The 14,887-nt window shown below is 37.6% G+C and carries 14 protein-coding genes; 8 read left to right on the top strand and 6 right to left on the bottom strand.

The genetic code is table 11. From position 1 onward, the window contains the following. Positions 1 to 118 precede the first annotated feature (118 nt). The 3 genes from H6G57_RS18990 to H6G57_RS18980 all read left to right on the top strand — a co-directional run bounded on the left by H6G57_RS18990 (position 119) and on the right by H6G57_RS18980 (position 5,800). The gene (locus tag H6G57_RS18990; RefSeq protein WP_190521323.1) at positions 119 to 3,214 is read left to right on the top strand and encodes a type ISP restriction/modification enzyme; all 3,096 of its coding nucleotides are present in this window, start codon (positions 119 to 121) and stop codon (positions 3,212 to 3,214) included. Positions 3,215 to 3,270: 56 nt separating this feature from the next. Beyond that, positions 3,271 to 4,500, top strand: coding sequence for a sodium/glutamate symporter (gene gltS, locus H6G57_RS18985; RefSeq protein WP_190521321.1), 1,230 nt, complete (start codon positions 3,271 to 3,273; stop codon positions 4,498 to 4,500). A 73-nt stretch (positions 4,501 to 4,573) separates the two neighbouring features. After that, positions 4,574 to 5,800 (top strand): RNA-guided endonuclease TnpB family protein, encoded by a 1,227-nt coding sequence (locus H6G57_RS18980; RefSeq protein WP_190521319.1) that lies wholly within the window; start codon positions 4,574 to 4,576, stop codon positions 5,798 to 5,800. 34 nt (positions 5,801 to 5,834) lie between these two features. On the opposite strand, the gene H6G57_RS18975 is transcribed toward H6G57_RS18980, so the two are convergent. Both H6G57_RS18975 and H6G57_RS18970 read right to left on the bottom strand, forming a co-directional pair. Next, positions 5,835 to 6,353, bottom strand: a complete 519-nt coding sequence (locus tag H6G57_RS18975; RefSeq protein ID WP_190521317.1) for a DUF29 family protein — start codon at positions 6,351 to 6,353, stop codon at positions 5,835 to 5,837. A gap of 28 nt (positions 6,354 to 6,381) precedes the next feature. Next, on the bottom strand, positions 6,382 to 6,876 hold the full coding sequence (locus H6G57_RS18970) for a hypothetical protein (protein WP_190521316.1): 495 nt from the start codon (positions 6,874 to 6,876) through the stop codon (positions 6,382 to 6,384). Positions 6,877 to 7,181: 305 nt separating this feature from the next. Here H6G57_RS18970 and H6G57_RS18965 point away from each other — a divergent pair, with 305 nt between their 5' ends. The 4 genes from H6G57_RS18965 (at position 7,182) to H6G57_RS18950 (ending at position 10,752) form a co-directional block, all read left to right on the top strand. Beyond that, positions 7,182 to 8,615: a circularly permuted type 2 ATP-grasp protein gene (locus tag H6G57_RS18965; protein WP_190521315.1), complete on the top strand. Its 1,434-nt coding sequence runs from the start codon at positions 7,182 to 7,184 to the stop codon at positions 8,613 to 8,615. Between the two features lie 47 nt (positions 8,616 to 8,662). Then, the gene (locus tag H6G57_RS18960; RefSeq protein WP_190521314.1) at positions 8,663 to 9,652 is read left to right on the top strand and encodes an alpha-E domain-containing protein; all 990 of its coding nucleotides are present in this window, start codon (positions 8,663 to 8,665) and stop codon (positions 9,650 to 9,652) included. Beyond that, a complete protein-coding gene (locus H6G57_RS18955; RefSeq protein ID WP_190521313.1) occupies positions 9,649 to 10,497 on the top strand; it encodes a transglutaminase family protein in 849 nt (282 codons plus the stop codon). The genes H6G57_RS18960 and H6G57_RS18955 overlap by 4 nt, the downstream gene beginning before the upstream one ends. Positions 10,498 to 10,614: 117 nt before the next feature. Further along, the gene (locus H6G57_RS18950) at positions 10,615 to 10,752 is read left to right on the top strand and encodes a photosystem II reaction center protein K (protein WP_072722235.1); all 138 of its coding nucleotides are present in this window, start codon (positions 10,615 to 10,617) and stop codon (positions 10,750 to 10,752) included. Between the two features lie 115 nt (positions 10,753 to 10,867). On the opposite strand, the gene H6G57_RS18945 is transcribed toward H6G57_RS18950, so the two are convergent. Next, a complete protein-coding gene (locus H6G57_RS18945) occupies positions 10,868 to 11,425 on the bottom strand; it encodes a glutathione S-transferase family protein (RefSeq protein WP_190521312.1) in 558 nt (185 codons plus the stop codon). Positions 11,426 to 11,507: 82 nt separating this feature from the next. Between H6G57_RS18945 and H6G57_RS18940 the strand changes: the two genes are divergently transcribed. Next, a complete protein-coding gene (locus tag H6G57_RS18940; RefSeq protein ID WP_190521311.1) occupies positions 11,508 to 12,305 on the top strand; it encodes an Rpn family recombination-promoting nuclease/putative transposase in 798 nt (265 codons plus the stop codon). Positions 12,306 to 12,374: 69 nt separating this feature from the next. Here the strand turns inward: H6G57_RS18940 and H6G57_RS18935 are convergent, their stop codons facing one another. The 3 genes from H6G57_RS18935 to puuE all read right to left on the bottom strand — a co-directional run bounded on the left by H6G57_RS18935 (position 12,375) and on the right by puuE (position 14,748). Next, the gene (locus H6G57_RS18935; RefSeq protein ID WP_190521310.1) at positions 12,375 to 12,839 is read right to left on the bottom strand and encodes a hypothetical protein; all 465 of its coding nucleotides are present in this window, start codon (positions 12,837 to 12,839) and stop codon (positions 12,375 to 12,377) included. A gap of 310 nt (positions 12,840 to 13,149) precedes the next feature. Then, the gene (locus H6G57_RS18930; RefSeq protein WP_190521309.1) at positions 13,150 to 13,794 is read right to left on the bottom strand and encodes a calcium-binding protein; all 645 of its coding nucleotides are present in this window, start codon (positions 13,792 to 13,794) and stop codon (positions 13,150 to 13,152) included. Between the two features lie 30 nt (positions 13,795 to 13,824). Beyond that, on the bottom strand, positions 13,825 to 14,748 hold the full coding sequence (gene puuE, locus H6G57_RS18925; RefSeq protein WP_190521307.1) for an allantoinase PuuE: 924 nt from the start codon (positions 14,746 to 14,748) through the stop codon (positions 13,825 to 13,827). Between the last annotated feature and the right edge of the window lie 139 nt (positions 14,749 to 14,887).

Genomic DNA, 14,887 nt, shown 5'->3' with positions numbered 1-14,887 from the left:
TTACGCATTTAAACCCTATCCTGTAGCAAGCGAGAACATTTGCACTACAAAAAATTCACCTTATATATTGAGTTTAATATGAGAGAATTAGCAAAGATAGTCTGAGGGCTTGTTTCCTATGGTGACGCTAAACTTGAAACCCACCCATAAACCTGTTAAAGCTTATTATGACGCTTTACAACAGTTTGCGAAATTGGGGGTTTCCCATGAATTAGCGGTGAAAGATGCCTTTACAGACCTCTTAAAAGCTTGTTGTCAACAATTTGATTTAACCTTAATTCCTGAAAAACAAATTAAGTTACCCAACGGTAAAAGTATTCGGGTTGATGGTGCTTTAGTTCGGGATGGAAGTATTAGATATGGCGTTTGGGAAGCTAAAGATAGTCAAGATAAATTAGACCGAGAAGTTAAACAAAAATTTGCCGTTGGTTATCCTAAAGATAATATCATTTTTCAATCTCCTGAACGCGCTATTTTATGGCAAGGCGGAAAACAAATCTGTGATGAAGATATTACGAAACCGCAGATTTTAGTTGAGACATTAAAGTTATTTTTTGAATATCGTACCCCTGAAATTACCCAATGGGAAACCGCTGCATCAGAATTTGGTGGACGGGTTAAAGATTTATCGGGTAAATTGATTAATTTAATTGAAACTCAACGGAAAACTAACCCGAAATTTATTCAAGCGTTTAGTGAATTTACGGAAATTTGCCGTCAAGCTATTAACCCAAATCTTGCTGAAGCTGCGGTGGAGGAAATGTTAATTCAACATCTGCTAACGGAACGAATTTTTAGGCAAATTTTTAATAATCCTGATTTCACCCGTCGGAATATTATTGCGGTGGAAATTGAAAAGGTAATTCAAGCGTTAACATCTAAATCTTTTAGTCGAGATCATTTTTTAGGGGAAGTTGATTATTTTTATCGTGCTTTGGAAGATGCGGCTCAAACTATTGATGATTTTAGCGATAAACAGCATTTTCTGAATACGGTTTATGAGAAATTTTTTCAAGGGTTTGCGGTGAAAGTTGCGGATACGCACGGAATTGTTTACACACCGCAACCTATTGTTAATTTTATGGTGAAAAGTGTTGAGGATATCTTACAAAAAGAGTTTGGGAAGTCTTTCAATGATAAAGGAGTGCATATTCTTGATCCCTTTGTGGGGACGGGTAATTTTATTTTACGGGTGATGCAGGAAATTAGAAAAACAGCCCTTCCCTATAAATATGAACAGGAATTACACTGCAATGAGGTGATGTTATTACCTTATTATATTGCTTCGATGAATATCGAGCATCAATATTTTGAAGCAACGGGTAATTATAAAGCTTTTGAAGGGATTTGTTTAGTTGATACGTTTTCGGATCAACAGGTGCAACAGTTATCGTTATTTACCCCAGAAAATACCGCTAGGGTTCAACTTCAAAGAAGTTCACCGATTTTTGTAATTATTGGAAATCCGCCTTATAATGCGTCTCAATTGAATGAAAATGATAATAATAAAAATCAGAAATATACGAATAAAAAAGATAAAACCGGAATTGATGATCGAATTGCTGCAACCTACGCTAAAGATTCAAAAGCAACATTAAAAAGATTTCTTTTTGATCCTTATGTCAAAGCAATTCGTTGGGCTTCGGATAGAATAGTAGATGAAGGAATAGTTGCTTTTGTAACTAATAATAGTTTTATTAATGCTCTTGCTTTTGACGGCATGAGAAAACATTTAGAAAAAGATTTTGATTTAATTTATATTATTGATTTAGGAGGGAATATTAGAAAGAATACAGATCCATCAAAAAGTATTCATAACGTTTTCGACATTAAAGTTGGAGTCAGCATTAACATTTTTATTAGAACAAATAGATTTAATCAGTCTAAGAATACAAAAATTTATTATGCTAGTGTTGGTGAATTTTTGAGAAAGGAAGAAAAGTTTAATTATTTAAACCAACATCAGCAATGGGATACGATTAAATGGCAATTAATAAACCCTGATAAAAAGAATAATTGGTTAAATGAAGGATTAAAAAATGATTTTGATATATTTATTCAAGTAGGGAATAAAGAAGCTAAACTTTCTAAAAATCATGATAATGGGATAATTTTTAAGATGTTTAGTTTAGGAGTTAGTACAAATAGAGATGCTTGGGTCTATAATTTTAATTATGATGAATTAGTAGCCAATATTCAACGCATGATTTCCACTTATAACGAACAAGTTAGGAAATGGCAAGATCGCAGCGATAAATCAGTTGACGTAGATAATTTTGTAATTTGTGATGATCATAAAATTAGCTGGAGCAGAGATTTAAAAAAAGATTTAAAAACAGGAAAGTCCCTAGAATTTTCTCAAACTAGAATAAGGCAATCACTTTATCGTCCATTCGTAAATTCTCCTCTTTATTTTGCAGATGGTTTAAATGACAGCCCCGGTAAATTTCCTTTAATATTCCCTACGCCTGAAACTGAAAAAGAAAATTTGATTATTTCTATTGCTGGCGTTGGTGATAGAAAAGGATTTGGTTGTTTTATCAGTCAATTTATTATTGCTTTAGATTTTGCTTTTGAAAAAGCTCAATGTTTTCCATTCTACACTTACGAAAAAGACGGAACAAACCGAAAAGAAAATATCACTGACTGGTCACTCGAACAATTTAGAAACTATTACCAAGATCCGACTATTACAAAATGGGATATTTTCTATTATACCTATAGCCTCTTGCATCATCCCACCTATCGAGAACGCTACGCTGCTAACCTTAAACGAGAACTTCCTCGCATTCCCTACGCACCCGATTTTCGAGGGTTTGTTGATGCTGGACAACAATTAGCAGATTTGCATCTTAACTATGAACAACAACCCGAATATAGCCTTAAATTTATTGAAAATGATCAAGTTCCGTTAAATTGGCGAGTTGAAAAAATGAAACTCAGTAAAGACAAAACCCAAATTATTTATAATGAGTTTCTCACCTTAAGCGGTATTCCTCCTGAAGTGTTTGAATATCGATTAGGAAATCGTTCGGCGTTAGATTGGATTATTGATCAATATCAAGTTAAAATTGATAAACGCAGTGGAATTGTTAATGATCCGAACCGTTTAGACGATGAACAATATATTGTTAGGTTAATTGGTCAAGTGATCACCGTTAGTTTAGAAACGGTTAAAATTGTTAATCATTTGCCCGATTTGGGATTATCTTAATAGAGAAAGCCCTGAAGGGCTTACTACGATACTATCAGGAATTAAGTTTTTACATCATGAATATTTTGCAACTTGATCTACGCGAAACGGTAATTGTGGCGATTTTGGTTTTGTATTTGGGGAAATATTTAACCCACAAAATTAAATTCCTTCAGGATTTTAATATTCCTGATGCTGTTTCGGGCGGTGTTCTTGCTTCCTTATTGTTTAGTCTTTGTTTTGAAGTTTTTCAGTATCAAATCGAATTTAATCTCAATATTCGGGATGATTTATTGATTATTTTTTTTACAACTATTGGGCTTTCTGCTCAATTAAAAACCCTGGTAAAAGGGGGAAAACCGCTATTAATTTTGTTAATCATGGCGATCAGTTATCTAATTGTTCAAAATATGACGGGGGTTGCGATCGCAGCGTTAACGGGGTTAAAATTGCCTATTGGTTTACTGGCGGGGTCGATTTCTCTGAGTGGAGGACATGGGACGGTGATCGCCTGGTCGCCTCTATTTAAGGAGAGTTATGGAATTGCTAATGCTGCGGAAATAGGCATTGCAAGTGCGACCTTTGGTTTAGTGTTTGGGGGAATTGTTGGTGGCCCCATCGCCAAATTTTTAATTAACAAAAACCAACTCCAAGCGAATAACCCAAATCAAGATCTGAGCATTGGTATTAAGGACGATCAGAAGAATGTTATAATTGATTATAATACTATGCTCAATTCGGTATTAGTCATTAATCTTGCGATTGGTTTGGGACTACAAATTAATGCGATCGCTACCGCTATCGGTTTAAAATTACCTGTGTTTGTGGGGTGTTTATTAGGTGGAATTATTTTAACGAATACTGTACCTTTGGTCTTTAAACACTTTGCTTGGCCGTCTGATACTCCTTCTCTAGCTTTAATTTCTGATGTGAGTTTGGGGTTATTTTTAGCGATGTCTTTAATGAGTTTACAGTTGTGGACATTGGTAGACTTAGCAGGGCCAATCGCTTTATTATTGTTTGTACAGTTATTAATGATTACGGTTTACACAATCTTTGTGGCGTTTCCTGTCATGGGAAAAAACTATGATGCGGCGGTGATTTCAGCCGGATATTCGGGACTCGCATTAGGGGCGACTCCAACCGCAATGGCTAATATGACCGCCGTAACTGAACATTTTGGAGCTTCACCTCAAGCCTTTATTATTGTTCCCTTAGTCGGAGCTTTTTTTATGGATATTGCGAATGCTCTTGTAATTCAAAATTTCCTCAATTTTTTATCGTTTTATCGAAAATTCTGGGTTTAAAACCCCTAAGTTCCACTTAGGCTTTTTATTTAATTTTAGTGTATACTAAAGAGGAAGATTTTAAGCATAGAGAATGAAGTTAAGGTATCGATATCGAATCTACCCGACAGACCAACAAAAGAGGTTGATGTCTCAGTTGTTCGGTTGCTGTCGGGTAGTTTTTAACGATGCCTTAGCGTACTGTCAAGAACAATACCGTTTGGGTAACAAAAAACCTAATAGCAATGAACTTTCCAAAAGACTAACAGAACTCAAGAAAACCCAGGAAAAGATCTGGTTAGGAGAGGTTTCCTCTATTCCCTTGCAACAGTGTTTAAGAGATTTAGAACAAGCTTACTCCAACTTTTTTAAATCCCGTAAAGGGCAAAGAAAAGGTAAAAAAGTCAATCCTCCTAAATTTAAAAAGCGTAAATCTAAGCAATCAGCTAGGTTTATGGATAACGGTTTTAAACTCTACCCAAATTCGGATTACATTTACATCGCCAAAATTGGTGATATCAAAGTAGTCTGGAGCAGAGTTTTACCCGCAACACCTTCTTCAGTTACCTTAATCAAAGACAGTGCTGATAGGTATTTTGTCAGTTTTGTTGTTGAGTTTAATCCTCAACCCTTGCCTGAAAACCAAAATTCCGTAGGAATTGATTTAGGAATCACTGATTTTGCGACATTAAGTAACGGTGAAAAAGTTAAATCTCCTCAACCTTTAAAGAAACAATTAAAGCGTTTAAGGAGATTACAACGTAATTTGTCAAGAAAACAGAAAGGTAGCAAGAGAAGGGAAGTTGCTAGAAAGAAACTAGCTAGACTTCACGCTAAAATTTCTGATACTAGAAGCGATTTTCTTCATAAGTTGTCAACTAAGATTATTTGTGAAAACCAAACGATAGTCTTGGAAGACTTAAATGTTTCAGGAATGATTAAAAATAGAAAACTAGCCCGTGCCATTTCAGATTTAGGTTGGCGTAGTTTTAGGACTATGTTAGAAGCTAAATCAGTGATGTACGGGCGTGATTTTCGTGTCATTGACAGATGGATTCCCACTTCTCAAACTTGCTCTTGCTGCGGTTTTCGCGGTGGCAAAAAAGAGTTAAATATTAGAGAGTGGACTTGTTTGAACTGCGGTCAATCTCACGATAGAGATGTTAACGCCGCAAATAATATTTTAGTCGCCGGAGGGCTTTCGGAGACTCTAAACGGACGTGGAGGCAGACGTAAGACTACCGCTAAGGTAGCAGTAGCCAGCGAAACGTCAACCCACTCAGCATTTAAGCAGTTGTCGATTTTCGATCTGCTTAGATAGATGGAATCCCCGTGCGTTCACGCCGGGGCGGATGTCAACAATAATCGGTATTCCATGCTTCACCTCCAGGTAACTGAGTTAAATATTGATCTAATTGTTCTTCTAACGCTTTGACTGAATTACAATAGGTCAAATTGACTAAATCATGCGCTATTAATAACAATTGCTCTCGATTTAATTGGGTAGATAGTTTAGCACGGCTGAGTTGACCGTTTAACACTTCCTGACTAGCTGGACGAATTGCTAACTCCAGGGATTCTTCTAAATAAGGTTGCCATTCCCCTACATTAATATAATAAGAAGTTTTATTATCTTTGAGGTTTAACTTTCTGATTTCTACAATTGATCCCGCTATAGAAGCAGCCCAAGAATTGGTTAATCGTTGTTCAATTTGATTTTTAATTAAATGTATCATTAATCGAGTTAAAAACGATTCTATATTCCGTAAAATTGCTTGTTTACCCATTCCCTCTAACTCATCGATAATCCCTAATGCGTCCTGATAACGTCCTTCAATAATAAAGGTTTTTAAGTCTATTAATTCCTGTACCATGATGGTGTTCTCCTCATTAATTAATATTTTAAGATCTATTAAGATTCAATATCCGTCGCCCTTGAGTTTTCAAGAATAATAAAACCGGAAATTGATAAGCTTCTGCCATTAACCACAATAGAATAAACAGATGAAGGAGAAAGGCTAAAATTGTCCAGATGAGGGGAAACCAACTCCAAACATTACCCGGAATAGGCGGAAAAATTAAGGCGGATAAACCAATTAAACTTGGAGGAAATAAAACAAAACTAAGAGCAATAATCCAATAAATCCAATTGAGTTCGAGATTGCCTAAATGTTCACCTTTCCAGGTTTTTCCTGTCCAACGCCAGGTTAAAGCTGGTTCTCGATCTGCGAGTTTTAAACTTTGTGTTTCTAGGTTAATCGTAAAGATATGATGACAGACATCACACCCTAAAGCTTCCATTAAGGTGAGATTAGAAATCTGACCACAACGACAAATCGGACAAGTATAAGTTCCTTCATAACTTAACGGATTTTTTGGGCTGTGACTGTTGAACATTGATCCCTGTGGTATAAAATTACAAAACTTTGCAAAAAATCTTAACTATGTTTTTAGATTAGAAGGAGATAATTGTTTGATAATAAGAACAGGTCTATTTTAGAGAATCTTCCCCTAATAATACAAGATGTCTTCAGGAAGAGTTAAAGGGAAACTTGGGGTTTGATGCAAATTCCAGCCTAAATCCCTGATCCCTGTTTGGGATCAAGTTCAAGGGTTTGGAGATTTGTATCAGAAGCTACAGTTAAGTAGTCTCTCAAACTTTTATATCTCAATTATATTGTAATCAATTAGGATAAAAGCCAGTGCGATTTCAATCCTACGATCCAGGTGAATTCTACGATGAACTTTTTGTAGCTAAAGGACAACCTCGTCCTTACGCAGCCGCGTTAATTGATCGGATTAATTCTCTATCCCCTGGAGATTTAGAAATCCGACAGGAAGCCGCTAAAACTGCAATGATGAAATTGGGGGCGACATTTAATGTTTATAGTGATAGTCAAGGGACAGAACGTATTTTACCCTTTGACTTAATTCCTCGTATTGTTTCCGCTTCAGAATGGGCTTGGTTAGAACGGGGATTAAAGCAACGAATTCATGCCCTGAATTTATTTATAGATGATATCTATGGAGAACAGAAAATTATCAAAGATGGGTTTATTCCTGAAGAGTTAATTTATTCTTCTAAGGGATTCCTTCAACCTTGTATGGGTTTAAAAGCACCCAAGGGGATTTGGTGTCATATTACGGGAACGGATTTAGTTAGGGATAAAGAGGGAAAATGGTATGTTCTTGAAGATAATTTACGCTGTCCGTCCGGGGTTTCCTATGTCTTAGAAAATCGTCGGGTAATGAAAACAACATTCCCTCAAATTTTTGCTAAATTAGGAATTCAACCCGTTGATGAATATCCCAGTCATTTATTAGATGCGTTGCTGAATTTAGTGGGGACTCATATTAGCAATCCCACCGTTGTTGTCTTAACGCCTGGGATGTATAATTCTGCCTATTTTGAACACTCTTTTCTTGCCCAACAAATGGGAGTAGAATTAGTGGAAGGGCGGGATTTAGTGGTGAGTGATGGTTATGTGCAAATGCGAACCACTAAGGGTTTACAACGGGTAGATGTAATTTATCGTAGAATTGACGATACGTTTATTGATCCATTAGCTTTTAATCCTGAGTCAATGTTAGGGGTTCCAGGGTTAACGGAAGTGTATCGAAATGGTCGAGTTGCGCTGGCGAATGCGTTAGGAACGGGGATTGCTGATGATAAAGTGATTTATGCTTATGTTCCCCAAATGATTCAATATTATTTAGGAGAAGAACAAATTTTATCGAATGTTCCAACTTATTTATGTTGGGAACCCAAACAACTTGATTATGTTTTAGCAAACCTCGATCAATTAGTGGTTAAAGCGGCTAATGAAGCGGGAGGCTATGGGATGTTAGTGGGAACCCAATCAACAGAAGCAGAACGCCTAGAATTTGCAGAAAAAATTAAAGCCAATCCTCGAAATTATATCGCCCAACCCACCCTATCTTTATCACGGGTTCCGACTTTATTAGGAGATACTTTTGAAGGGTGTCACGTTGATTTAAGACCCTATGTTTTATATGGTGAAAATATTTACGTTCATCCAGGGGGATTAACCCGTGTGGCGATGAAAAAAGGGTCATTAGTGGTTAATTCTTCTCAAGGAGGAGGAAGTAAGGATACTTGGGTTTTATGTGAATAAAAGCTCAATCGTCAATCGTCAATCGTCAACCGTCAAGAATTTTAAATATGTTAAGCCGTGTTGCAGATTCTATTTATTGGTTAAATCGTTATGTAGAACGGGCGGAAAATATTGCTCGTTTTATTGATGTGAATCAAAATTTGTTATTAGATTCTCCCTCTGGGGTTCAACAACAGTGGAAACCAATTGTTGTGACAACGGGGGATTTAGAACTGTTTAAAGAACGCTATGGAGAAGCGACAGAAGAAAATGTCATCCGATTTTTAACTTTTGATGGTAATTACCCAAATTCTATTTTATCTTGTTTACGGGCGGCTCGTGAAAATGCTCGTTCTGTTCGGGAAATTATCTCCTCGGAAATGTGGGAACAAGTCAACGAATTTTATCTGATGGTTCGAGATGCGGCGATGGGAGAACGTTACTATCAACTCTCGGATTTCTTCTATCAAGTCAAAATGCGCGGACATCAATTTGCAGGGGTCATGGATGCTACCATGTCTCATAATGAAGGTTGGCATTTTGGGAATATGGGGAGGTTATTAGAACGGGCGGATAAAACCTCTCGAATTTTGGATGTGAAGTATTATATTTTATTACCTTCAGTTAATGATGTCGGAACAACAATTGATGAAATTCAGTGGATTTCTTTGTTAAAATCTGCCAGTGCTTATGAAATGTATCGCAAACGCAAACAACACCGGATTACACCGTCTAGGGTTGTAGAATTTCTGATTTTAGATCGGGAATTTCCGCGCTCAATTGAATATTGTTTATTACAGGCAGAGCGATCGCTACAATGTATTACAGGAACTAGCCCTGGCACTTGGCAAAACCCCGCAGAACGAGAGTTAGGAAGGCTACGTTCTGAGCTTGATTATATCACAATTGAAGAAATTATGCAAGAGGGAATTCATGAATTTTTGGATGATTTACAACATCGAATGAATCGCGTCGGCGAACGAATTTTTGAAGCCTTTTTTGCGCTTAAACCGGTTGCCAGTCCCCTGATATTGAGTCAAACTCAAGCGAGTTCATGATCTATAATATTACTCACCTTACCCATTACACTTACAGTCAACCTGTTACTTTAGATCCCCATCTGATTCAGTTACGCCCTCGTTCTGATGCGTTTCAAACCGTACAAGAATTTTCTGTAGACATTTTTCCTCAACCTCAAGGGAGATCAGATTGCTTGGGATTAGATGGAAATAATGCCATTAAAATTTGGTTTTCCCAACCCACTCAAGAATTAAAAATTAAGGTTAACTCCCAAGTGGAAACCCACTGTACTAACCCCTTTCATTATTTATTAGAACCTTGGGCGCTGGAGTTGCCGATTGTAGATTATCCGGCTCCTATATTGAGTCATTTACAACCCTATTTACAACAACTTCCTGATCCGATTATTACCCAACTTGCTCAAGAAATTTGGCATAAAACCCAAGGACAAACCCTGACTTTTTTAAATGAATTAAATCAAAAAATTCATGAGACTTGTCAACATATTATTCGCCCTCAAGGTCGTCCCTTACCACCGGGTATCACTTGGACACAACAATTTGGTTCCTGTCGAGATTTAACCGTTGTGTTTATGGAAGCGTGTCGGATGATGAATTTAGCGACCCGTTTTGTGAGTGGGTATCAAGAAGGGAATTTAAACCGAGAAAAACGGGATTTACACGCTTGGGCTGAAGTTTATTTACCCGGTGCGGGATGGCGAGGGTATGATCCGACTCAAGGATTGGCCATTAGCGATCGCCATATTCCCCTAGTGGCGACGGCTATTCCCCGCCACGCCGCCCCCATTAAAGGGACATTTCGGGGTATTGGTGCCACCTCCCAGATGGAATTTCACGTTTCAATTGCCAAAATAGAGGGTTAATGGTGCGTGCGTTGCACTGACGCACCCTACATCATAAAATTCGTGAGTTGCCATGACCGAGCATGGTAAAATACCTTAAAATTCGCCCACATAATTTTTAGAGAGGTATATTAATTCATGGAAGCAGCACTGCTTTTAGCAAAGCTACCCGAAGCTTACTCCATTTTTAGTCCTGTCGTTGACATTCTGCCTGTTATCCCCGTCTTTTTCCTGTTGTTGGCTTTTGTTTGGCAAGCCTCTGTGGGATTCAAATAAAAAAACCAGTTTAAGCTATCAGCGTTAAGCTGGAAAATTGTGGAGGTTTACTCAATCTAGGGTTTAACTTCCCGGTCTTTCTAACTCAACGTTGATAGCCATTCTTAGGTAAATATTACTTCCTGCTACCAATGGTTTTTTGAAATGCAGGTCTTTCCGTTAACCGTTTAATATAGTCTAAAACAGCCGGATAGGGGCTTAAATCCAACTGTAACATCAAGGGAATATAAGCCAAAAGTGAACCCACTGCAATATCAGCAACATTCAATTCATTCCCCATTAAAAAGGGTTGTTTCGTCAAAATTTCATTCAAAGGATTGAGTAAACGGGGCATTTCTTTTTCCCGATTTGCTTCTATGAAAATTCCCGTTCCTAACGTTGCATTTCCAAATAATACCCATTGATAAATTTCGGCTTTCTCTTCGGGAGAATTAGGCAGTTTACCGTGTTTTTCGGCTAAATATAATAAAATCGCTCCCGACTCCCACAGCTTAAAATCGTCCTCAACAATGGCGGGAACTTTACCAATAGGATTGATCGCCATAAATTCCGGTTGTAGGTGTTCTCCCGCTTGCATATCTAATAAAATAAACTCGTAGGGAACCCCGATTTCTTCTAAATACCATTGCACAATTGAAGCCCGACTACGAGCACCACCATAGAGTTTTAACATTGATGTTTATCCTTTTTTAAGATGAGAACTCTTTTAAAAAGTTTATCATTAAATTATCAAGATGAGGGAAGGAAAGGGAAGCGTGTTTGATAATATCTGCAAATTTATCGCGGAGAATTTTTCTGAGGATTTAGCCAGTTGGTTATTGGGTTCTCCCATACAGTTAACCCAACTGAGTCCAACGGAGTTATCCTTAGAACCGATTCGGGCAGATTCCTTAATTTTACTACAATCCGATGAGTTAGTATTGCATACGGAATTTCAAACTCAACCGGATGCCATGATGCCCTTTCGGATGTTAGATTATCGAGTAAGGGTCTATCGACGGTTTCCCCAAAAGGTGATGCGTCAGGTGGTGATTTATTTACAACGAACTAACTCCCCCTTAGTTCAACAAAATACCTTTAGACTCGAAAAAACCTCCCATGAATTTGAAATCATTCGTCTCTGGGAACAGCCCACAGAGGATTTTTTGAGAGTTTCTGGGTTATTACCCTTTGCGGTATTAAGTCAAACTAATGATCCCGCCCAAGTATTAACTCAAGTCTCTCAAATCGCTGAACAAATTGCAGATCGGCGCGTTCAAAGTAATCTGATCGCCGCCTCTTCAATTCTCGCCGGATTAGTGTTAGAAACCAATGTCATTCAACGGATTATTAGGAGTGATATTATGCAAGAATCAACGATGTATCAAGAAATTTTACGACGAGGTAAAGAACAAGGTCGCGCTGAAGGGCGGGCTGAAGCAATGCGACAAGTTGCGATTTTATTACTGAGAATGGGGATGAGTTTAGAACAAATTTCTCAAACAACAGAGTTAACGGTTGAACAAATTCAAGCGTTACAACAGAGCCAACAACAGGACAATCAAAATAATTAAAGATTGAGGTGATATCCTTTACCCTTGGCTAGTGTTAAAGGATATCACCCTAACTTAAATCTCAACAAACTAAAGAACTTGGTGAGTATAAGCGTGTTGTTTTACATTATCTTCAGTGCGAATAATACGCTCAGAATTTAACACCCGTTTTCGTTCTAAGGAGTAATTAAATTCTTTAAAATTTGCTCCTAAAGGAATATGAAGTTTAGCTTGAGGGCGATTTTTATAGGTGCGAGTTGCAGCGATCGCGCGATCGGTAAAATTTTCACAAAAATGGGCATCTGTTCCCAATTCTGGGGGAATTTTAGCTTCTCCATTACTTAAAATAGAACCCAATGTTACAGCATAAGCAATTGAATAGGATGTAGGAACTCCTTTCAAAATAGCTTCCAAAGCCGCTGAGGGAATGGGTTCAACCACTTGAACTTGATGAACTTCCCCATCTTCTTTAATAAAACAGGTTGCTAAACCAATGACGACATAATCATCAGTGGAGATATCAGGGGCGTTAGGATATGCTGTTGCAGTTGTCATAGAAATTAAAGGGTTCAGAATTCCAAAGCTAATTTAATTTGCTTGTTGCATTGTACCAAGTTTCCATAAAAGCCCTAGGGGACAAGAATTAGATCGTGGAAGTGTCTAAACCCTTACGGGACTTAAACAACAGAGAGATTGCAAAAGTCCGAGAGCTTCATATTTTGCTAAAACTTTTAACTAAACTTTATATTGGAGAGCAGGAGTCACTAGAGACAAGCAATGGTGTGTCTTTGCTGGAGTGAGGATCAAAGCAATCATTAATGTCCGAGCGACCCGGTGCAACTGCTATAGATTAGAGCTATTTTATTTAAGGGAGAATTTGAAAATCGTTACTGCTGAGACTATTAGCAGAAACATTAATTAAGGTTGCTAAAAGTTGGTTAGTGTTAGTGACCCGAATTAGGGTATTATTAATATCAGAAACTAAAGTTAATTGTGCAAAAGTTAATCCTCCCATTAACCCAATCAAATCTTCACCTGGGGTAAAATCATTAATGGTATCACTCCCTAAATTGTTTCCTAGGATAAAGCGATCGCGTCCTGTTCCTCCAATTAAGGTATCATCTCCTTTATCTCCATATAACCAGTCATCTCCATCATTTCCCCGCAGAATATCAGTTGCTTGACCCCCAAATAAAGTATCAGTTCCGATATCTCCCGTGAGGTCATCATTATCCAAATTTCCATATAACAAATCATCTCCACTGCGACCATCTAAAACATCATTATTTTGTCCGCCATAAAGGGTATCGTTACCTTCATTTCCCACAACCGCATCATTACCCAAATTTCCATTTAACCAATCATTTCCTAAATTTCCCGATAGAAAATCATTACCGGAAAGTCCTAAAATTAAGTCATCTCCTGCATCTCCTAATATTGTATCACTTTCTTCAGTTCCTAATAACAACTGAAAGGTTTTATTATTCAAAGTAACCGTTGTGTTTGCCATATTAATTTAAGGGTTAAAGTTGATAAATCATTAAGTATTGTTTCCGGTCATAGGTTTATGATACTCATGCCAATGTTGAGCGATATCAATCCGACGACAGATCCAAACCTGTTCATGGTTTTGAATATAATCTAAAAAGCGAGCTAATGCTGCTGCCCGTCCGGGTCTACCGACTAAACGACAATGTAATCCAATACTCATCATTTTAGGTGCGGTTTCTCCTTCAGCATATAACAAATCAAAGGCATCTTTTAAATAGGTAAAAAACTGATCACCACTGTTAAACCCTTGATTCGTTGCAAACCGCATATCATTATTATCAAGAGTATAAGGAATAACTAAATGGGGTTTTCCATAGTCATAAACCCAATAGGGTAAATCATCGGCATAACTATCAGCATCATATAAAAAACCGCCTTCCTCTACGACTAATTTTCGAGTATGGGAACTTGTGCGTCCAGTATACCAACCGAGGGGTCGAGTTCCCGTAACTTCGGTATGAATCGCGATCGCTTTTTGTAAATGTTCCCGTTCCATTTCTTCATTAAAATATTTATAATCAATCCAGCGATACCCATGACTAGCAATTTCCCAGTCCGCTTCTAACATCGCTGCAACGGCTTCTCGGTTGCGTTCTAAAGCCATTGCAACCCCATAAACGGTCAGGGGAATATGACGTTGGGTAAACAGCCGATACAGTCGCCAAAATCCTGCTCTGCTGCCATATTCATAAATCGATTCCATGTTTAAATGGCGCAATCCTTGAAAAGGTTCAGCCCCAATAATTTCTGATAAAAAGGCTTCAGAAGCTTGATCACCGTGTAGAATACAATTCTCGCCGCCTTCTTCATAATTAATTACAAATTGTACAGCTATTCTGGCTTGATTCGGCCATTTTGGATCGGGGGTATGGCGACCATAACCGATTAGATTTCTTGGATAGTGTTTAGACATATTAATACAAAAAATATTGTTAATTTTATATGGGTCGTAAAATCCTTGCGATAGGCTCCATATTGAGCCGCAATCCTTAAAATCTCTTGACGATAACTTTTTATAATGTCATCAAGTTTCATAAGCCTATTAGGGATTA

Source organism: Planktothrix sp. FACHB-1365, assembly GCF_014697575.1.
Taxonomy (GTDB): domain Bacteria; phylum Cyanobacteriota; class Cyanobacteriia; order Cyanobacteriales; family Microcoleaceae; genus Planktothrix.
The sequence above is the reverse complement of the archived record's forward strand: the minus strand, read 5'-3'. Positions and strand labels throughout refer to the sequence as shown.